Genomic DNA, 18,688 nt, shown 5'->3' with positions numbered 1-18,688 from the left:
ATCGGGCGTGGGCCGGATGGTCGCTGTGCCAGGGAAAGGGGCCCTCTGCCTACTCGCCCACCTGCAGCAGCAGGCCCCGGCGCCGGGCCACGTGGAAGGCGTAGAGGAAGCAGAACATGCCAAGCGCCAGGTAGACGGCGTTGAGGGCAAGCGCATGGACCAGCAGGTCCAACCGGAAGGTTCCGTCGAGCAGGATGGCGCGCATGCCTTCGAAGACCGGGGCGGTGGGCAGGGCCCAGGCCAGAACCTGCAAGGCCGGGGGCAGCACGTCCACGGGATAGTAGATGGCGCTGATGGGGGCGATCAGGAAGATCGCCAGCCAGGCCACGGATTCCGCGCCCTGGCCGACCCGCAGGATGAGGGCGGAGACCATCATGCCGATGGACCAGCCCAGGACCAGTAGGCAGGAGAAGAAGGCCAGCAGCGGCAGGCCGAGCGCGAAGACCGAGACCTCGTAGAAGACGATGGCCAGCAGGGCTGCGGGGACCACGCCGATCAGCGTGCGGATCAGGCTCATGAAGGTGAGCGCGGCCATGAACTCGATGGGGCGCAGCGGACTGACCACGATATTGGCCAGGTTGCGCGACCAGACCTCTTCCAGGAACGAGAGGCTGAAGCCCAACTGGCCGCGGAACAGCACGTCCCAGAGCAGGACGGCCGAGACCAGCAGGCCGCTGGCCTGGGCGATCACCGAGGAGAGCTGCAGCAGGTACATGGTGATGAAACCCCAGATCACCATCTGCACGGTCGGCCAGTACATCAGCTCGAAAATGCGCGGCCAGGAACTGCCCAGCAGGTAGAGGTGCCGCAGGCACATGGCGTAGAGGCGGCCCGTCATGAGAGGGCCTCCTCAACGGTCCTGTCGGCCTGGCGCTGGTTGCGGGCGATGTCCAGAAAGACCTGCTCCAGGTTGGCGCGGCCATGGCGGTCCAGCAGCGCGCGCGGCGTTCCGCTCTCGACAATCTCGCCGGCACGCATGATGCGTACCTGATGGGCCAGACGCTCCACCTCGCTCATGTTGTGCGAGGCCAGCAGGATGGCGGTGCCGCTGCGCCGTTGATAGTCCTGCAGGTAGCCGCGCAACCAGTCGGCGGTGTCGGGATCCAGCGAGGCCGTGGGCTCGTCGAGCAGCAGGATCTCCGGTGCGTTGATCAGCGCCTTGGCCAGCGAGACCCTGGTTTTCTGGCCCGAGGAGAGCTTGCCCGTCGACTTGCGCCAGAGCGGCGCGAGATCCAGGTCCTGGGCCAGTTCCTCAAGCCTGGCCTTGGGCTTGGGACAGCCGTAGAGGCGGGCGAAGAACATCAGGTTCTGGCGCACGCTCAGCCGGCGCGGCAGGTCCACATAGGGGCTGGAGAAGTTCATGCGCTGTAGCAGGCGGTAGCGGTGGCGCAGCATGTCCTCGCCCAGCACCGTTATGGTGCCCGAGGTCGGCAGCAGCAGGCCCAGCAACATGGAGATGGTCGTGGTCTTGCCCGCTCCGTTCGCGCCCAGCAGCGCCAGGGTTTCACCGCGGTGCAGGGTGAAACTGACATCCTTCACCACGGCGACGCCGTTGAAATGCTTGTTCAGGGCCTGAACACGGATGGCCTCGTCGTGTTGCGGCAAGGGCATGACTCCGGTGTGGAACAGGGCGGTTCCCCAGGAGGGGCGCCCGCATGTCCGATCTAGTGCGGCAGGGGCATGACACCAAACAGAAGCGGATGCAGGTAGAGAAAGACTACATAGGCGGCCAGTCCCAGAACCGGCCGCCATATCCCGATGCCGCGCCAGTCCATGCGTGTCCGGCCTGTGGCGATGGCCACGAAGGGCACCGCCGAGGTGGTCAGCTTCATGGGACCCCAGGCTCCGCCCAGTTTTGCTTCGCGCCGCTGGTCGATGTGATGCATGCCGCCCAGCGCCAGCACGAGGAAGCCGCCCATCAACAACAGGCTGGCGCTGTCGCCGTTGGCAATGATGTGGCTGACGGCCCAGAGCACGACGCCCCAGAGAAAGGGGTGCCGGGTAACGCGCAGGATGCCCGGTGCAGGGTCCTGGGCCTTTGCGGCTTCCTCCTGACCCAGGGCCGTGGCCGCACGCGTGCTCATCCCAGCCACCACAAGGATGAAGGCGAAGGGCATGATCAGGATCGGAACCCAGGCCAGCGCCGGGACAGGTGTCCACAGGGGGATCCGCGGCGCAGCGCCATAGGCCTGCAGCGCCCAGGCGAAGGTGACGAGTGCAACCAGAGAATAAGCCAGACGGAAACCACGTTCGCCCAGCCGGTCCAGCAGACGCGTGCGAAACGCGGCACTGGACAGCAGGAAGTGACTTCCCACGAAAAGCACGATGGCGGCGAAGAGTTCGTTGAGATCGACCATGGCGCGCAGTCTATGCTGCAGACTGATAGGACTTCAACAAGACTTGCAGTAAAACGAGCATCCGAGGAGCTTTGCTGTCTGCCGGCCTGTGCTCATGGCGTGTGGCTGCGCTCGCAAAATACCCTGTTTCTCCGCAGCGCGGCGCGCAAAGAGGATTACAACAGGCAGAAAAGAGTCATGGAGGACAAACCCTTGTGAATTTCCAAGGCACAGCCCGCCTGGAGCCATGCGATTCATCAGGTGCCTGCCTGTTTGACCCCTGGATTCGGCTGCAATCTTTCGTTCAGGGCCAGTGCCCCCAGCGCGAAGGCGAGCGGTGCGAACGACACCCAGAGAACCACATCCCAGCCATGGGCTGTCAGCAGGCTGCCAGAATAGAAGGATCCGACGGCCATGGTTCCGAAAACGGCGAAGTCATTCAGTGACTGCACCCGGGTCCTTTCTTCGGGACGGTGACACTCCAGGACCAGAGCGGATGCCCCCACGAAGCCGAAGTTCCAGCCAAGACCGAGCAGGATCAGCGTCAGCCAGAAATGCATGACGTCAACGCCGGTGAGGCCAATGGCAATTGATGTCGCCGTCAACGCCAAACCGCTTGCCACCACGCGCGCGGCGCCAAAACGAGTGATCAGCTTTCCGGTAATGAAGCTTGGGGCATACATGGCGATGATGTGCCATTGCAGGCCAAGATTGGACATCTCCTGCGACAGGTCGTTGAGGTGCATTGCTAGGGGCGCCGCCGTCATGATGAAGTTCATCAGCATGTAGGACACAACGCCGCAGATGACGGCGGTGATGAAGCGGGGCTGGCGCAGGATGTCCCCGAGGGGGCGGCCGCCCCTGACCTCTGCCGCCGTTGGCTTTGGCACCTGGACTCCGAGAAGAATGAATCCGCATAGGGCGGCAACAACGGCCTGCGCCAGGAAAGTCGCCGCGAAGAGGTGGGGCTCCCACAGGTTCATGGTGAAGGTGACAAGCTGTGGTCCGATCACCCCGGCGAACACGCCTCCTGCCATGACGATCGACAAGGCCCGGGGGCGGCGCTCCGGCGAGACACAGTCGGCGGCAGCGAAGCGGAAAGAGAGGACCACCGCGGCATAGGCACCACCGAAGAAGGTTGCTGCGCAGAACAGCCAGAAGGAGTTCAATACGATCGCCAGTGCAGCCAACAGGCCCGCAATGACGCCGCACCCCGTGCCCATCAGGAATGCGGCGCGGCGCCCATGACGCCGGGCGATGGCACCGGCCGGCAGGGTGCAGGCAGCCATCCCGATCACGAAAACGGTAATTGGCAAGGTGGCCAGTTCCTTGCTGGGCGCGAACGTATTGCCGACGATGGCGCCTGTTGCATAGACGATGGCCGCGTTTGCGCCGCCAAGCGCCTGGGCAAACATCAGTCTCAGGACATCGGCCCGACCGGTATGGGCCGCAGGGACGCGCTCTTTCGCAGCGTTGGTCTCCGCATTGGACATTCAGAATCTCATCCCGTGACTGAATCGCGCCAGCGCATGTCGCGCGGTGAAGTGCGACGATGCAGCCGTCGATCAAGAAGGTCACGGGCCTTGGAAGGTTCGCCGCCCTGCATGAAGGCGAGGAGAAGCATGTCCTCGATCATCTGTCGTTGGGCGCCGCTGCCCCCAATGCGTACGACCTCGTCCGCGACCGGCTCCAGGAAGCGTATGCAGGCCTTGTACTGTTCCTCTGCAAAAGCCAGGACTGCCTGGCAGAGGGCGGGTGCCACCGGCCCCGCACCCAGGGCGCCCGAATCGACCAGGCGCGTCAAAGCCTCTACACGCCGTTCAACTGCGGACCGGTCACCGGTCGCTGCCGCGAGGATGGCCATGTGGACGTCGATGAACGCGAGGCCCGCCTTCTGGAAGTATCCTTCCGAATAGGCGGCCGCCTCCTCCCACAGTCCTTCCGGCACATCATGGCCGTAGGCCTGGAGACGCCACAGGAAGGAGGCCGTGTCACTGACGACATTGATTGGCAGCCCGAGAGAAACTTCTGGGCGGATGGAATCGGCGTAGACTGTCAGGGCGCGCTCGACATCACCACGCTCCAGCGCTGCCAGCGCCGCGTGCCAGGCGATATGGCCATGGAGCGTTCCGCTGCGATCATAGTCTGGCAGCCATTCGGAGATCATCCTTTCCGTCTCTTCGATTGCGCCCGCTTCATAAAGCGCATGGGCCAGAGCATGCGCTGCGTTCGCGTTCTCCGTGCGCTGATCCAGGCCGCGCTCAGTGAGGTCCCGTCCGAGGGTCAGATTGCCGTTTTCGGTATGGGCCCACCCGCGGTAGGTGAGGAACCACCAATCATCGGCTTTGAAGTGCTGCGCATGGCGCTCACAGAGATCCACCCGCGCCTGGTCGTGCTCCGCCATCCCGGAAAAGGCAAAGAGGCCGAAGGCGCCAAGGGGCAAGGAGAAGATCAGGATATCGCGCGGCCAGCTGTCGAGGTGCGTGCAGACCTGTTTCAGGGCCGCTGCCGACTGGCCGTCAATGACACGGGACAGAATCGCCACATGGCTTTGCTCGCGCTCGTTTCCGTCTCGCCCAAGAATGGCTTCTGCCGCTTCAATTCGCCTTCGGGCGTGAGGCATCTCGCCACGGATGGCATGAAGCCGGGCGCGCGCAGCATGAGCGAGCGCGAATTCTGGGTCGGCATCAATGGCCTGGTCCAGGACGTCCGCGGCACCGGGCCAGGCCGAAAGGAGCAGATCCACACCCTGGCGATAGCGTTCTGCTGCAAGGTCGGAATTGGTCGTGAGAGGCAGGTCGCGACTGTCAACGCGAGACATGGCAGGCTCTTCCTATGGGGCGGGCGGCGCTCAGCGTTTGTTACGCCGCTTATACGGCATGCAGGAAGCACTTGCATCCCTGGAACCAGATGGGGCGTGCAATTTCCGGCGTTCTCACTGTGGTTCTGGAGGGAAGCTTGTAGGTTGTCCTGCTTGAACAGGCGGTCTTGGAGGGTCGGTTACAGCTCGATGTCAGCCATGCGAAAGTGGGGCCAATCTGGCCGTCCTGCCGGACGCTCCAGCAAATGGCCAGGTGACAGCTTTACGTGAAGACAAAAGGCAGCATATCATGATGCATGTCCGATTTTCCGCAGGTCGACACACCGGGACAGCTTGCGGCCAACAATCGCCAGTCCGAGGTTGCGCCCGATGATATCCTCTTCGATGCGGTGCTGATGCCGCACCGCAGTTTGTCGCCGCGTGGGTTCCTTCTGTTGATGAGCTTGATCGCCGGATTCGGGTTCTGTGCCGGGTTAGGTTTCTTCCTGGCCGGCGCCTGGCCCGTCGTGGGCTTCATGGGATTGGAGTTCCTGCTGGTCTATATTGCCTTTCGCGTGAACTATAAGCGCGCGCGGATGTTCGAGCAGCTGGTGCTGACGCGCGACGATCTTGTGGTGCGGCGCGTCAATCACTGGGGCGGGGAGACGCGCTGGCGCCTGCAGCCCTATTGGCTGCGTATCGACATGCGCGACCCGCCCGAACACGACAGCCAGTTGACCCTGCGCACCCACGGCAAGAGTCTGGTGATCGGCAGCTTCCTGACAGCGGAGGAGCGCCTGAGCCTGGCTCAGGCGCTGCAGGCGGCCCTGGATCGGGTGCGCAGCACTGATGCCTTGCCGCGGGGTGCGGCGGGGTAGGGTCAGAGGCCCAGAACGTCGCGCATGCTGTAAAATCCGGCGGCCTTGCCCTTGGTCCAGAGTGCGGCCTTGAGGGCGCCGCGGGCGAAGATATCCCGATCGCCGGACTTGTGGGCGAACTCGAGGCGTTCGCCCGTGGTGGCGAAGATGACGGAATGCTCGCCCACCACGTCTCCGCCGCGCAGGGTGGCAAAGCCGATGTCACCGCGCTTGCGCGGGCCGGTATGTCCGTCACGCACGCGTTGGGCATGCGGCTCCAGGTCGATGCCGCGGCCACGGGCGGCCGCCTCGCCCAGGGCCAGGGCCGTGCCCGAGGGCGCATCCACCTTGTGCCGGTGATGCATCTCCAGAACCTCTATATCGAAGTCCTCGTCCAGGGCCGCGGCCACGCGTTCCACCATCAGGCTCAGCAGGTTCACGCCCAGGCTCATATTGGGGGCATGGACCACGGGTATCTTGCGGCCCGCTTCCTCCAGGTCGGCTTTCTGCTTTTCCGCCAGGCCAGTGGTGCCCACCACCAGGGCTGTTGTGTGTTCGGCGGCCAGCCGAGCATTCTCGCTGGCGGCGTCCGGTGTGGTGAAGTCGATGACGGCATCGCTTGAACGAAACAGTTCCTCGGCGCTGTCACCGGCAGAGATGCCAAGGTGGCCAACACCGGCCAGTTCGCCGATGTCACGGCCGCTGGCTTCGCTTCCGGGCCGCACGGTGCCGCCCGAAAGGTGGCAGCCTTCAGTCTCACTGGCCAGGGTTACGAGGCGTTTGCCCATACGCCCCGCGCAGCCCACAATTCCGATACCGATATCCGCCATTCATGCCTCCGGATCCAAGCTTTGTGCTTCCCTAGCGAAGCCATCATGCTATGTCGAGAGCTACCATGTCAGATGACCGCCGATTGACGCTTTTCTATGACGGGGCCTGTCCGCTTTGCCAGCGCGAAGTTGCCTTCTATGCCCGGCTGGACCGGAAGGGCCGAATCGCCTGGCATGACGTTTCGCGCGATAGCCGGGGCATGGTGGCCGAAGGCCTGCCGCGCCGTGAAGCGCTTCGGCGCATCTATGTGCGCTGTCCCGATGGACGCTTGTTGAGCGGCGCGCGGGCCTTCGTGGAGGTGTGGCGGCTCCTGCCGGGGTTTCGCTGGCTGGCGCCAGTGGTGGCGCTGCCGCCATTTCTCTGGCTGGCCGAAGGGCTCTATTGCGCCTTCCTTGTGATCCGACCCTGGTTGACCGGGCGGCGCGGGTGCGATTGCGAGGATGAGGTCTGACAGCAGGGGCGCCGCCGGGCACGTGCGACTGCATAGGAGCCCTGTGGGATCGGCACTCGGTGTGACGATCCCTCTGTACTAGCTTGGCGCGCCAGAAAAGAAGAACAGACTTCGAGCTTTCATGTCCCTTTCCAGCAACCGTACCCTGCTGGTCCTGATCATCGGACTTGTGGCCTTCGGGCCCTTGTCAACGGACCTCTACCTGCCGGCACTTCCCATCCTTTCCAAGGTGTTGGGGATGTCCACGGCCGATGCACAGCTGACCCTCTCGGTTTTCATGGCCGGCTTTTGCGTGGCCATGCTGATTTATGGGCCGCTCAGCGACCGTTTTGGCCGGCGGCCGGTCCTGAAAGGCGGAATTGCTCTCTACCTGCTGGCAACTCTGGCCTGTGCCCTGGCAACGGATGGCAGCAACCTGATCCTGGCGCGATTCTTCCAGGCTGTCGGGGCGGGAGCGGGCCCGGTGCTGGGGCGGACCATCGTGCGCGATATCTACGGGCCCGATCGTGCGGCCCAGGCCCTGTCCTATGTGGCCATGGCCATGGCGCTGGCACCGGCCCTCGGCCCCTTCATTGGCGGCTATGTCACCCTGTTGTTCGGTTGGCGTGCCACCTTCGTCACGCTTTTCCTGTTCGGCCTGGCCTGTTTGTACGGTGTCTATCGCCTGCTGCCGGAGACCAACCGCTATCCCGATCCGACAGCCGTGCAACCCGCCCGCATCCTGCTGAACTACGCCACGCTTGCGCGCAGCCGCAGCTACCTTGGCTTCAGCCTTGCGTGTGCGGCCAGCTTCGCCGGCCTGTTCTCCTTCATATCCGGGTCTTCCTTCACCCTGATCGACGAATACGGCCTGAGCCCCGATGCTTTCGGTGTCTGTTTCGCCACCACGGTGATGGGGTACATCGCCGGCAGTTTCTTCAGCGGCCGGATGTCGGTGCGTCTGGGCAAGGCCCGCATGATCCTGATCGGTGGGCTGTTGGGTCTTCTGGGCGCCGGCTATGGGATGGCGACGGCCTTCCTGGAGGTGGATTCGGTCTACAGTGTCGTGGTTTCCGCGGTGATCTATTTCTGTGGCACGGCGCTGGTGATGCCGAACTCCATGGCCGGGGCCATCGGGCCCTATCCGCGCATGGCGGGGGCGGCCTCCTCGCTGCTTGGGTTCCTGCAGATGGGCGCGGCGGCCCTGGCCGGCATTGCGGTGGGGCAGTTGCATGACGGCAGCCCGAAGGCCATGGCGGCCATGATGCTGCTGTCGGCGGTTATGGTGCTGGTCTTTCTGGTCACCATGATCCCCAGGACAAGGCAACAGGAAACGCCGGCCTGATCCTGCTGGACAGGTGGGTTTCCAGCGCTATCCTTGCGCGCCATGCAGACAACAGTTTCCGATTACGCGGTGGTGCGCCTGAAACCCAAGACAGAGCGCCGCATTCAGCAGGGCCATCCCTGGGCCTTTTCGAACGAAATCGAAATGGACGAGACAGCGCGCGGGTTGCCGCCCGGCGTGCCGGTGCGCCTGGAAACCGCGAACAGAAAGGCGCTGGGAATCTTCCTGTTCAACCGGCACCCCCTGATCGCCGCCCGACGTATCAGCCGCAACGCAAACAGCGTGATCGACAGCACCTTCCTGGAGGGACGCCTGCGCCATGCGCTGGCGCTGCGGCAGGCCCTATTTGACGAGCCCTACTATCGCCTGGTGCACGCCGAGGCCGACGGCCTGCCAGGAACAATCGTGGACCGCTTCGGGGACAGCCTGGTGCTGCAGATCAACTCTGCGGGCATGGAGGCCCTGCGAGCGGAGCTGCTGGAAGCGCTCGAGCGTGTTCTGGCACCAAGCCATCTGCTGTTGCGCAACGACACCACGGCCCGGCAATTGGAAGGCCTGGAGCAGGGGGTGGAAAACCTGCGCGGCCCCTTCCCGAGCCCTCTGGAGGTGCGCGAGAACGAGGCCATCTACCTTGCCGACAGCGCGGGCGGACAGAAGACCGGCTGGTTCTATGACCAGCGGGACAACCGCGCGTTCGTGCGGCGCCTGGTGCAGGGGGCTGGACTCCGGCGCGTCATCGATCTCTACAGCTTTTCCGGAGGATTTGGCCTGCAGGCGGCGCTGGCCGGCGCCGAGCAAGTGACCCTGGTGGACCGCTCGGCGGCTGCCCTGGACCTGGCGCGCCAGGCGGCCGAGGCCAATGGCGTGGCGGCGCGTTGCGACTTCCGCAAGGCCGATGCCTTTGCCGCGCTCGACCACCTGGCCCTCAAGGGGGAGTGTCATGACTTGGTGATTGCCGATCCTCCGGCCTTCGTGAAGGCGAAGAAGGACCTGCCCCAGGGCCTGCGCGCCTATCGCAAGCTGGCGCGCCTGGCGGCAGCGCAGGTGGCGGAAGATGGCTATCTGGTGATCTGTTCCTGCTCGCACCACGTGGAGCGTGAGCGCTTTGCCGAGCAGGTGCGTCGCGGCATCGAGGATACGGGGCGCAAGGCGCGTGTCCTGCGGTCAGCCGGCGCGGGGCCGGACCATCCCATTCATCCGGGTTTGCCGGAAAGCGCGTATCTCAAGGCGCTGGTGCTGGCCCTGGATTGACGCCAGGGCCGTGGGATCAGCCCTGCTGCTCCAAGCGGTCGTAGCCGACCTTCATCAGATGGAAGATGTAGAACAGCGCGGCCACGGCCACCATCATCCCGATGTAATAGCCGGGCCCGTTCACGCTGGCGGCCGCCTGGAACAGGGCGACAAGTGCGACCAGACCCGAGGCGATGCCGGCTAACCAGCGCTTGAGGCCGCTCTCTGGTGCGGGAATCAGGGGAGCATTGCTGTCCGCGTCTCCGCTGGTGGCGGCCCCGATCATCCGGAAAATCGCCAGCACACAGAGAAGGGTCAGCGCCAGGCCGCCGTAGTAGGCAAAGCCGCCGGTGGCACCGGCCGCAAGGAAGAGTCCGTAAAGACCCAGGATGCCGATGCCGACCCCCTTGATCCAGCGCCGGGCGGCTGTATCCAGGAAGGGTTCGCGGTCCGAGGCGCGTGCCGCCGGCAGGTGTGCGGAGGACGGGATGTTCACGATCTCTTCAGTTGATGCGTCTTCCGATGCACGGGCGGCTTGCGTCTTCTGTGCAGGTGCAGGATCGGTTTCCTGCGGCAGGGTCTTCTCGACCTCGTCATAGTGCAGCTTGATGGCGCCGAAGGTGACCAGGATGCCCAGCACCGTGACGGCCAGCCCGATGTAATAGGTGATGCCCAGAGCGCTGTTCGCGGCCACCATAAGCCCGCCCAGTGCGACCAGGGTTGCGAGAAAGCCGACAACTGCCTTGCCCATGAGGTCCTTCCTGTATCTTTTCTAATGCCCTTTGTCTGTCGTGCAGTATTCTAACGTGCCAGCACGTTGCGCCAAGGGGGAATGATGTCGCGCTGCAAGGCGTGGCGACAGCAGGAAGAGGGCTTGTGCAATCCCGACAGCCGGGACAGGTTGAGCTTGCGGACTGGCGGTCCCTTATGCCGGAGGTTCGCTCAGGAAGGAGGATGCCCGATGGTCTATCTCTATCTCGTGGCTGCCATTGTTTTCGAGGTGATCGGCACCTCGGCACTGAAGCTGTCGGAGGGTTTCACGCGGCCGTTGCCTTCGACGGTAACCGCGCTGACCTATGCCGCGGCCTTCTATTTCCTGGCCCTGGTGCTGCGCAGCCTGCCCGTGGGTATCGCCTATGCGATCTGGGCTGGCCTTGGGATCGTGCTGATCACACTGGTGGGGGTCTTCTGGTTCCGCCAGCCGCTGGACCTGCCGGCCGTGGTGGGCCTGATCCTGATCGTGGCCGGCGTCCTGGTGATCAACCTCTTCTCGAAGACCGTGGCTCACTAGACAGGCAGAGACGTCGCCAGTGGCCGGGCGTGAGGCCGTAGGCGCGCCCGCAGAAGGCCTGGCAAAGGCAAGTTGAAGCCTTCCCGCTTCGCAGAATGCGAAAGACGGCTTCACCCACTGCCAAGACTTTCCTGCCCGACTTTTCCAGACTGCAGCAGAACAGGGTTTGGCCTGCAGCATGGTTGGAAAAGAGAGGGTGAGATGAACGATTCTTCAAGGGAACTGGTGGTCCTGATGACCCATGGGCCCGAGGACGAGAGGTCCTCGGTCGGCTTCACCGTGGCCAACGGCGGCCTCACAGCGGGACTGAAGGTCTCGATATTCCTGACAAGCTCCGCCGTCGACATCGTCCGCAAGAAAGCGGCCGACCTGACCCAGGTCGAGCCCCTGGAGCCCCTGAGCGCGCTGGTCCAGGACTTCCTTCAGCGTGGCGAGGTCCTCTGGGCCTGTACGCCCTGTGTAAAGGCGCGCGGCTACAGCCAAGAAGACCTGTTGGACGGCGTCGTCATCAGCGGTGCCAGTCCCATGCATGAACGCATCCGGGCCGGCGCGGCGACACTGAGTTTCTGAAACCAAACCCATAACCGGGAGGAACAGCCATGAGTGAAGCGGTAAATCAGGACGAAAGGAATGAATACGTCGACTTCTGGAACGAGGTCCTTGTTCCGAAGTTCGTGCGCTGGCGGCATATCCTGGTGGACGGCCTGACCCACCACAGTGAGCGGGTCTTTCCGAAACTTCCCGTCCGTCCGGGCGACCATGTGGTGGATGTCGGTTGCGGTTTTGGCGATACGGCCATCGAGCTGGCGCGTCGGGTCGGACCCGAAGGATCCGTCCTGGGCATCGATTGCTGCGAAGGCTTTCTTGCCTTTGGCCGGGAGGATGCCCGCAAGGCGAAGATCGATAACGTGACCTTCATCGAGGCCGATGTTCAGAGCTATCCCTTCGAGCCGGAGTTCGATTTCTGCTTTTCCCGTTTCGGGACGCAGTTCTTCGAGAATCCCGTGGCCGCGCTTCGCAACATGCGCACCAGCCTGAAACCCGGCGGGGTCATGACGATGATCGTCTGGCGGGACATAGAGGACAATCCCTGGCTTGGACTGCCCAAGGCGATCATCAAGGATTTCCTGCCGCCGCCAGGAGAGGATGCCCGGACCTGTGGGCCCGGACCCTTCTCGATGGCCGACAGCACTGTGGTCACCAAGCAGCTCGAGGTTGCCGGCTACGGCGACATCAGCTTCGAACGGATCGATGCGCCCTTGCTGGTTGGACGCAATCCGGACGAGGCCGTCGACTTTCAACTGGCCCTGGGCCCTGCAGGCGAAGTTTATCGGGAAGCCGGCGAGATTGCCGAACAGAGGCACGACGAGATTGCTGCGGCCTTGAAGCAGGAACTGGCCCGCCACGAGACCGAGGAAGGAATCGTCCTTGGGTCCAGTTCATGGATGGTCAGCGCCCGCAATCCCGGTTGAATCCGGGGTGGTATTGCAGGGAAGGCAGAGTCATGAGTGGAGTAGGTCAGGAAAGGCTGAAGGGGCGCAGGAACACAAGCCTGGTAGGCGCCGGGGCCGCCCTGGTGGCCTTCCTGTCCTGCTACGGCACCCTGGGGCTGGTGCTGATCCTTTCCCTGCTGGGGGTCAGTCTGTCCGTCAATGAAACGATCTGGAGTGCGACAATCCTGAGCGCCACGGCCGTTGCCGTGCTGGCCATAGCGGCCGGTTTCACGAAACATCGCAGGATCCTGCCTCTGTTACTGGTTTGTGCAGGCGCCGCACTGATATTCTATGTCCTCCTGGGGTCCTATCATGTGCTTCTGGAGGGCATGGGGTTTGTGCTGCTGATCGCTGGTGTGGCGACAGACTTCGCAGCCGCCCTGAAAAATCGCTGACCAGGTCGGAGTCGACCTGCGCCCCAAGAGGCGGTCCCCGTTTCAGGGTGACCTAACAGAGCAGGCAGTAACCATCGCCTTCCGTGACGATTATCCTGGGATGTTCTGGGCTATCCTCGATTTTCTGGCGCAGCCGATAGATATGGGTCTCCAGAGTATGTGTCGTGACCTCGGGCCTGTAGCCCCATATCTCGGTCAACAAGGTCTCCCGATCGATGGGTTTGCTGCCGGCACGATAGAGGTGCCTGAGAATCTGCGCTTCCTTCTCGGTCAATCGAATCTTGTGCTGTCCGTCCTGGGCGAGCAGCAACTTGGTGGCGGGGCTGAAGCTGTAAGGACCAATGGAGAAAACAGCATCGACGCTCTGTTCGTGCTGACGCAGCTGGGCGCGCAGTCGCGCCACCAGGACATTCAGGCGGAAGGGTTTGGTGATGTAGTCGTTGGCGCCCGCATCGAGTCCCAGAACAGTATCGGCATCACTGTCCATGGCCGTCAGCATGATAATGGGTGATCCTACGCCGGCCTGGCGTGCCAGGCGACAGAGTTCCCGGCCATCAATATCGGGCAATCCAACGTCAAGTATAAGTGCGTCGAAGTGATTGGATTTGATGAGTCCAAGTGCCTCGGAGGCGCTTCCGGATTGATGTATCGTGAATTCATCGTATATTTCGAGCTGGTCCGCAATAGATGAGCGAAGATCTCCGTCATCATCAACCAATAGTATGCTGGAGCATTTACTCTGATTCATAGTTCCCCTCGATAAATCCTGAATATTGTTTTCAATATTCCTACCCCTGTTATCGTGAGGTTCTGAATGATCAACTTCTCATGATGTCGAGGTTTTCAGCCCATGAGACACCAGCTTCATGGGCCCTGCTCGATCCTTGGCTGAGCAATAAATGCAGCCAGTTATCAGGATGAGCAATTCACGATTCAGTGATCTTCCCGGGGCCAGGAAAATACAAAACCTCAAGGGCTGGCGCGAGGCAGGAAGGAAACCGGGTATGCCACCAGCCAGATCAATAAAGCCTGTGTGCCGATTATGGAGAGCAATCCGGGAAGGCGTTGGTGCCAGAAGCTTCCCTTCCGCCTGCCGTGCTGATTTCGGGTAAGGTATTTTCCGAGTTATCCCGAAAAATTCTCAGCGCTATTCAGTTAACAGGCTTTCTTGTGGAAGTTTTACCGATATTTCGATTTCAAGTGCCTATGCAGTTTTGAAATAAATAAATAATGTGATTGGATAAATTATTATTAAATCCTATCTATATTTTGTAGAAAGACGGTTTTCTGAAGAAGCCCTCATAACACAATATTTCCCTAAGGATATTTAACATGAACAAGTTATACTTGCCCGCCGTTGGTTTTGCCCTGACGGCTATCTTGGCCCTGCCGGCCGTGGCCCAAAACAATCCCGGTCTGGAAGGCTATGAAGGCGGTCATGTTGCCACAGAGACCGCTTACCACACTGGAATGAGCCTTCCTTCGTTTGACGCTTCCGGTGCAGGGGTCGGCAGTCAGCTGGCCGATAACCCCGGCCTTGAAGGCTATAGTGGCGACGGCTCACTCAATCAGAATGCACGATTCGGAACCTGGGATGCGGTCCCGCAGTTGGCAGCGCGCCCCGGCTTTATCGAGTACTACAATCTTAACGGCTATCGGCAAATAAATGACGTGCCGCCAACGGTCGAAGTGCACGGGAGGAATTACGGTCGTTGACCGCCCCTTCCGACTGAAAGAGGCCGTTTCGCTTTCCGTAAACAGGGCCATGCCAGACTTTAAAAAGCCTGGCATGGCCCTTCCTCTATATGGCCCTGCATTTCCAGAAAGACCGGGATGGAGCTCTAATGAACCGGCTGGCTGCCGTTCTGGGAAAGCGGCAGCGTAAGGCGGAAGCTGGTGCCCTGGGCATCGGACCGTAGCAGCGTGATGTCCCCGCCATGGGCGCGCAGGATTTCCCGGGCAATCGCCAGTCCGAGGCCAGTGCCCCCACTGCGTGCCGAGGCAGCGAAAGGCTGGAAGAGGCGCTCGCGTGCCCGTGGTGCCAGGCCGGGGCCGTTGTCGTAGATGTCCAGATAGAGATGGCCGTCTTCGGCCCGACCCTGGACATCGACTCTGGTGGCCCCAGCCTGATAGGCGTTCTGCGCCAGGTTCATAAAAACCCGGTAAAGCTGTTGGCGATCGCCATGCAGGTTCAGGCTGTCGGGCAGGTGAACCTGCCAGTCGCGCTCGTCTTCATGGTCCAGTTGCAGGCTTGTGCCAACCTCATTCAGGAGTTCTTCCAGGTCCAGCGGCGCGATCTCCAGGTGGATGGGCCCCTCGCGGGCGAAGTTCAGGATGTGGCTGCAGAGTCCGACGGCCCGGTCCAGGGTCTGCATGAGCTTGGGAAAGGCCCGGCGTACATTGGGGTCTTCGCTTTCCGCCAGGCTGTCCGAGGAGATTTGTGCGGTGGACAGGATGTTGCGCAGGTCATGGTTGATCTTTGTGGCGGCCACGCCGATGGCGGCCAGCCGCGTTTTGCGATGCAGGGAAGCGCGCAGTGCGCGCTGCAGATCGCGCAACTGGCGTTCGGCCAGGCCCACTTCATCCCGACGGCTCGAGGGGCGAATGATGCGGCTTTCGTCTTCGGGATCCTCGCGGAACGCAATCATGTTCTCGGTGATACGCCGCATGGGCCGCACCAGGACGTAGAGCAGCGTGACATAGACAAGGGCCGCCGTGATCACCGAAATCAGCAGGGACAGTCCCAGGATTCGCCAGGCAAAGGCCCACATCTCCTCGCAGAGCGGACCTTCCATCAGGAGCATCCGGACCACGGAGTCATTGTCTTTCGGCGAGACCCCCCAGAGCTCGATCCGCCGATCCTCGCTGCGCAGCAGGGTCATGAAGGCATCGCCGATCAGCGTGAAGAAACCGGCCTCGCGCAGGTCATAGACGGCTTCTGGTTCGGGGACGTCCTTTATGGCCAGGGTCAGCGAAGGCGAACGGCCAGGACGGTAGAGCATGACGGATTCGGCAGGAACGTGCGAGAGCAGCTCGTAGGTCAAGTCCTCGTCGATCATGAGGTCCGGCGTCGCCTCCAGCGAGAGGACCGCCAGATGTGCAGCGGCCAGGCGCTCCTGCAGGTAGTTCTGGCGGAAGTTGGCCACCGAGGGCGCAAAGATCAGCACCTCCGCCAACATCACGAAGATGATGGTCAGCAGCAGCAGCCGGGCGGAGAGACTGCGATGCAGCGGTGGCAGCGAAAAGCGGCGCGGCTTCCGGCCATTTCCGTTCCCCACTGTTTGCTTCGCTTCCCTGTCCGATCCTTGCGATTCGTGAAAGGCCATCCTTTCGCTTACCCCAGTCGCAGAAGGAGGCGCACGAGCCGACGCGTGCGGGAAGAGAAGAGTTTCGGTGTATAATGACTGCCGGCCACCTGCTTGCTGATCTCCGAGAGCGTGGGATAGGGGGCGATGATACCGGCGAGTGCGGAAAGTTTCATTCCCTTCGCGATTGCCAGGCTCCACGGCAGGATGAGTTCCCCGGCCTGGGGTCCGACAATCGTGGCACCCAGGACGACCCCCGACCCTGTGGCCACAACCTTGATGAACCCATCCGTCTCGTGCTCGCAACGGGCGCGATCGTTGTCGGCAAAGTCAGCCTGGAGAATCTCGACCTTTCTGCCCCGCTGCTGCGCCTCTTCCTCTGTCAGTCCAACCTGGGCCAGTTCAGGTGAGCAGTAGGTCACCCGCGGCAGAGCCCTGTAGTCGACACGTGCCGGCAGGCGGAAAAGCGCGTTGCGCAGGATGATGCCGGCCTGGTAGCTGGCGGCATGGGTGAACTGCGGCCCGCCGGCGACATCGCCGAGGGCAAAGATGCGACGATTGCTGGTGCGCAGGCGGGCGTCCACCTCTATCCCCTTCCGGTCGTGGGTAACTCCCGCCGCTTCCAGGTTCAGGCCGTCGGTGACCGGCTGTCGTCCCGTTGCCACCAGAAGATGGCTGCCCTCCAGGATATCTTCACCCGCTTGCCTTTTCAGTCGGGCCTGGATCTTGCCATCCTGCTGATGGACGGCGGACATGCCGGCATTTTCGTGAATCTCGACGCCTTCCGCCTGAAGTTGCCCCTGCAGGAGCAAGGCCGCCTGGCTGTCTTCCCGAGGGAGCAGGCGATTCATTTCGACAAGGCTGACGCGCGCGCCAAGACGGCGGAAGGCCTGACCCAACTCGCAGCCGATGGGGCCGCCGCCCAGGACGATGAGGTGATCCGGGCACTCCTTCAGCGCGAAGATGCTCTCGTTGGTCAGATAGGGTGTTTCGGCAAGTCCGGATACAGGGGGAATCAAGGCGCGCGAGCCGGTGGCCAGGACGAAACGCCGGGCAGTGATACGCCGCTCACCCACGGCGAGCTCCTGTGGTGAGAGAAAGCTTGCGTTGTCACGCAGGACCCGGACGCCGAGCTTCTCGAAACGCTCCACGGAATCATGCGGGGCGATCCCGGCTATGACCTCCTGCACATGGGTCTGTACGGCCGTAAAATCGATTCGTGGTTGATCGTAACCTATACCGAAGGCGGCGGCCTTGTTTCCACTGCGCGCGGCTTTCGCCGCGGCGAGCAGGGATTTCGACGGCACGCAGCCGCTGTTCAGGCAGTCACCGCCCATTTCCCCGCGTTCGACCAGGATCGTGTCGGCGCCCATCTGGGCCGCTCCGGCCGCCACGGAGAGACCCGCCGAGCCCCCACCGATGACGCAGATATCGCATTTCATTTCCTGGAGGCTCATCGGATCTGTCCTTCATCGTCGTTGCGGACCTGCTTCTGCGCTTTCCAGCGGCGGTAGAGAACCGGCAGCAGGGACAGCAGGGCCAAGCCGATCAAGGGGCCGAAGATCTCGGGCTGGAAGATAAGTCCGAAATTTGGCGTGTCCCCGGCTTCAAGGATCCGGCCCAGGCCGTTGCCGGCCGCGGCATAGACAAGGGTGCCCGGCAGTATGCCAAGCAGTGTTGCCCAGAAGAAGGTGCCGGCGCGCACACCCGCAAAGGCTGGCACCAGGTTGACCAGCCAGAAGGGAAACAAGGGAATCAGGCGCAGGACCAGCAGGTAGCTGAAGGCGTTTTCACGGAAACCTTCGCGCAGCCTGTCGAAGGCACTGCCGCTGCGACGCTTCAGGAAGTTTCCCAGGGCGGTGCGGGCCGCCAGATAGACAGCCATGGCCCCAAGTGTGGCCGCGAACACCACGGCGATGGCACCTGGAAGGATGCCGAAGAGGTATCCGCCAGCCAGGGTCAGCAAAGTTCCGACCGGAAGCGAGAAGGCGACATTGAGGGCATAGAGCAGCATGAAACCGAGCAGGGCAAAGAGGAAATTCGCTTCCACGAAGTCCTCGAGACGGCCGTGATGCTCCTGCAGGGCTGCAAAGGATACGTAATCCCCCAGACCGAGACCGAACCAAAGCAGCGCACCCGTAACCAGGAGCAGGCCGAGCGGCAGGCTGCGCAGCAGTTTTGCCTGTAGGCTGTGGCCGGTTTCCTTTGCGCCTGGCGAAAGGGGTTGGGGATTCTTCTGAGACATGATCTGCGCGTGTTCCTAGGCGGGCCTGTCGGCCGGCGGGCTGTTTCATTTCGGCGAGCCTAGAATGAAACGGCCACTCTGGCCATTCACCTTACGGTGAGCGCTGGGTGAGGGCGCGAGTTTGCGGCTC

At 62.5% G+C, this 18,688-nt stretch carries 20 protein-coding genes; 9 read left to right on the top strand and 11 right to left on the bottom strand.

Annotation, left to right across the window (positions count from 1 at the left end; genetic code table 11):
* Positions 1–49: 49 nt before the first annotated feature.
* The 5 genes from BP38_RS0103880 to BP38_RS0103860 all read right to left on the bottom strand — a co-directional run bounded on the left by BP38_RS0103880 (position 50) and on the right by BP38_RS0103860 (position 5,157).
* Positions 50–838, bottom strand: a complete 789-nt coding sequence (locus tag BP38_RS0103880) for an ABC transporter permease (RefSeq protein WP_026986659.1) — start codon at positions 836–838, stop codon at positions 50–52.
* The gene (locus BP38_RS18865; RefSeq protein WP_035723540.1) at positions 835–1,611 is read right to left on the bottom strand and encodes an ABC transporter ATP-binding protein; all 777 of its coding nucleotides are present in this window, start codon (positions 1,609–1,611) and stop codon (positions 835–837) included. The genes BP38_RS0103880 and BP38_RS18865 overlap by 4 nt, the downstream gene beginning before the upstream one ends.
* A gap of 53 nt (positions 1,612–1,664) precedes the next feature.
* The gene (locus BP38_RS0103870; RefSeq protein WP_035723537.1) at positions 1,665–2,357 is read right to left on the bottom strand and encodes an NnrU family protein; all 693 of its coding nucleotides are present in this window, start codon (positions 2,355–2,357) and stop codon (positions 1,665–1,667) included.
* Between the two features lie 236 nt (positions 2,358–2,593).
* Complete coding sequence (locus tag BP38_RS18860) at positions 2,594–3,829, bottom strand: MFS transporter (protein ID WP_035723536.1); 1,236 nt, start codon at positions 3,827–3,829, stop codon at positions 2,594–2,596.
* Between the two features lie 8 nt (positions 3,830–3,837).
* Positions 3,838–5,157, bottom strand: a complete 1,320-nt coding sequence (locus tag BP38_RS0103860) for a tetratricopeptide repeat protein (protein WP_026986657.1) — start codon at positions 5,155–5,157, stop codon at positions 3,838–3,840.
* A 296-nt stretch (positions 5,158–5,453) separates the two neighbouring features.
* On the opposite strand from BP38_RS0103860, the gene BP38_RS18855 reads away from it, so the two are divergent.
* The gene (locus tag BP38_RS18855) at positions 5,454–6,014 is read left to right on the top strand and encodes a DUF2244 domain-containing protein (RefSeq protein WP_081816445.1); all 561 of its coding nucleotides are present in this window, start codon (positions 5,454–5,456) and stop codon (positions 6,012–6,014) included.
* A gap of 2 nt (positions 6,015–6,016) precedes the next feature.
* Here the strand turns inward: BP38_RS18855 and dapB are convergent, their stop codons facing one another.
* Positions 6,017–6,814: a 4-hydroxy-tetrahydrodipicolinate reductase gene (gene dapB / locus BP38_RS0103850; RefSeq protein WP_026986656.1), complete on the bottom strand. Its 798-nt coding sequence runs from the start codon at positions 6,812–6,814 to the stop codon at positions 6,017–6,019.
* A 74-nt stretch (positions 6,815–6,888) separates the two neighbouring features.
* Between dapB and BP38_RS18850 the strand changes: the two genes are divergently transcribed.
* The 3 genes from BP38_RS18850 to BP38_RS0103835 all read left to right on the top strand — a co-directional run bounded on the left by BP38_RS18850 (position 6,889) and on the right by BP38_RS0103835 (position 9,850).
* Complete coding sequence (locus BP38_RS18850; RefSeq protein WP_051608941.1) at positions 6,889–7,275, top strand: thiol-disulfide oxidoreductase DCC family protein; 387 nt, start codon at positions 6,889–6,891, stop codon at positions 7,273–7,275.
* Between the two features lie 121 nt (positions 7,276–7,396).
* Positions 7,397–8,599 (top strand): multidrug effflux MFS transporter, encoded by a 1,203-nt coding sequence (locus BP38_RS0103840; protein WP_026986654.1) that lies wholly within the window; start codon positions 7,397–7,399, stop codon positions 8,597–8,599.
* Between the two features lie 42 nt (positions 8,600–8,641).
* Positions 8,642–9,850: a class I SAM-dependent rRNA methyltransferase gene (locus tag BP38_RS0103835; protein ID WP_026986653.1), complete on the top strand. Its 1,209-nt coding sequence runs from the start codon at positions 8,642–8,644 to the stop codon at positions 9,848–9,850.
* A gap of 16 nt (positions 9,851–9,866) precedes the next feature.
* Here the strand turns inward: BP38_RS0103835 and BP38_RS0103830 are convergent, their stop codons facing one another.
* A complete protein-coding gene (locus tag BP38_RS0103830; RefSeq protein WP_026986652.1) occupies positions 9,867–10,580 on the bottom strand; it encodes a hypothetical protein in 714 nt (237 codons plus the stop codon).
* A gap of 210 nt (positions 10,581–10,790) precedes the next feature.
* Here BP38_RS0103830 and BP38_RS0103825 point away from each other — a divergent pair, with 210 nt between their 5' ends.
* The 4 genes from BP38_RS0103825 to BP38_RS0103810 all read left to right on the top strand — a co-directional run bounded on the left by BP38_RS0103825 (position 10,791) and on the right by BP38_RS0103810 (position 13,008).
* Positions 10,791–11,120 carry a DMT family transporter gene (locus BP38_RS0103825; protein WP_026986651.1) on the top strand — a complete coding sequence of 110 codons (330 nt, stop codon included), beginning with the start codon at positions 10,791–10,793 and terminating at the stop codon, positions 11,118–11,120.
* A gap of 201 nt (positions 11,121–11,321) precedes the next feature.
* Positions 11,322–11,690, top strand: a complete 369-nt coding sequence (locus tag BP38_RS0103820) for a DsrE family protein (RefSeq protein ID WP_026986650.1) — start codon at positions 11,322–11,324, stop codon at positions 11,688–11,690.
* A 29-nt stretch (positions 11,691–11,719) separates the two neighbouring features.
* A complete protein-coding gene (locus BP38_RS0103815) occupies positions 11,720–12,592 on the top strand; it encodes a class I SAM-dependent methyltransferase (RefSeq protein WP_026986649.1) in 873 nt (290 codons plus the stop codon).
* A gap of 32 nt (positions 12,593–12,624) precedes the next feature.
* The gene (locus BP38_RS0103810; protein ID WP_026986648.1) at positions 12,625–13,008 is read left to right on the top strand and encodes a MerC family mercury resistance protein; all 384 of its coding nucleotides are present in this window, start codon (positions 12,625–12,627) and stop codon (positions 13,006–13,008) included.
* Between the two features lie 52 nt (positions 13,009–13,060).
* Here BP38_RS0103810 and BP38_RS0103805 read toward each other — a convergent pair whose 3' ends face one another.
* Positions 13,061–13,756: a response regulator transcription factor gene (locus BP38_RS0103805; RefSeq protein WP_026986647.1), complete on the bottom strand. Its 696-nt coding sequence runs from the start codon at positions 13,754–13,756 to the stop codon at positions 13,061–13,063.
* A gap of 584 nt (positions 13,757–14,340) precedes the next feature.
* Here BP38_RS0103805 and BP38_RS0103800 point away from each other — a divergent pair.
* Complete coding sequence (locus BP38_RS0103800) at positions 14,341–14,724, top strand: hypothetical protein (RefSeq protein WP_155992181.1); 384 nt, start codon at positions 14,341–14,343, stop codon at positions 14,722–14,724.
* 125 nt (positions 14,725–14,849) lie between these two features.
* Here the strand turns inward: BP38_RS0103800 and BP38_RS0103795 are convergent, their stop codons facing one another.
* The 3 genes from BP38_RS0103795 to BP38_RS18845 are packed head-to-tail and all read right to left on the bottom strand — an operon-like array spanning position 14,850 to position 18,558.
* Positions 14,850–16,286: a sensor histidine kinase gene (locus BP38_RS0103795; protein ID WP_162175120.1), complete on the bottom strand. Its 1,437-nt coding sequence runs from the start codon at positions 16,284–16,286 to the stop codon at positions 14,850–14,852.
* 56 nt (positions 16,287–16,342) lie between these two features.
* A complete protein-coding gene (locus tag BP38_RS0103790; RefSeq protein ID WP_026986644.1) occupies positions 16,343–17,770 on the bottom strand; it encodes a dihydrolipoyl dehydrogenase family protein in 1,428 nt (475 codons plus the stop codon).
* Complete coding sequence (locus BP38_RS18845) at positions 17,767–18,558, bottom strand: TVP38/TMEM64 family protein (RefSeq protein ID WP_081816444.1); 792 nt, start codon at positions 18,556–18,558, stop codon at positions 17,767–17,769. Before BP38_RS18845 ends, BP38_RS0103790 begins: the two co-directional genes overlap by 4 nt.
* Positions 18,559–18,688: the final 130 nt, after the last annotated feature.

Origin of the sequence: Fodinicurvata fenggangensis DSM 21160 (assembly GCF_000686045.1) — a bacterium.
Classification (GTDB): domain Bacteria; phylum Pseudomonadota; class Alphaproteobacteria; order Kiloniellales; family DSM-21159; genus Fodinicurvata; species Fodinicurvata fenggangensis.
This window is presented reverse-complemented; position numbering and strand designations above follow the sequence as displayed.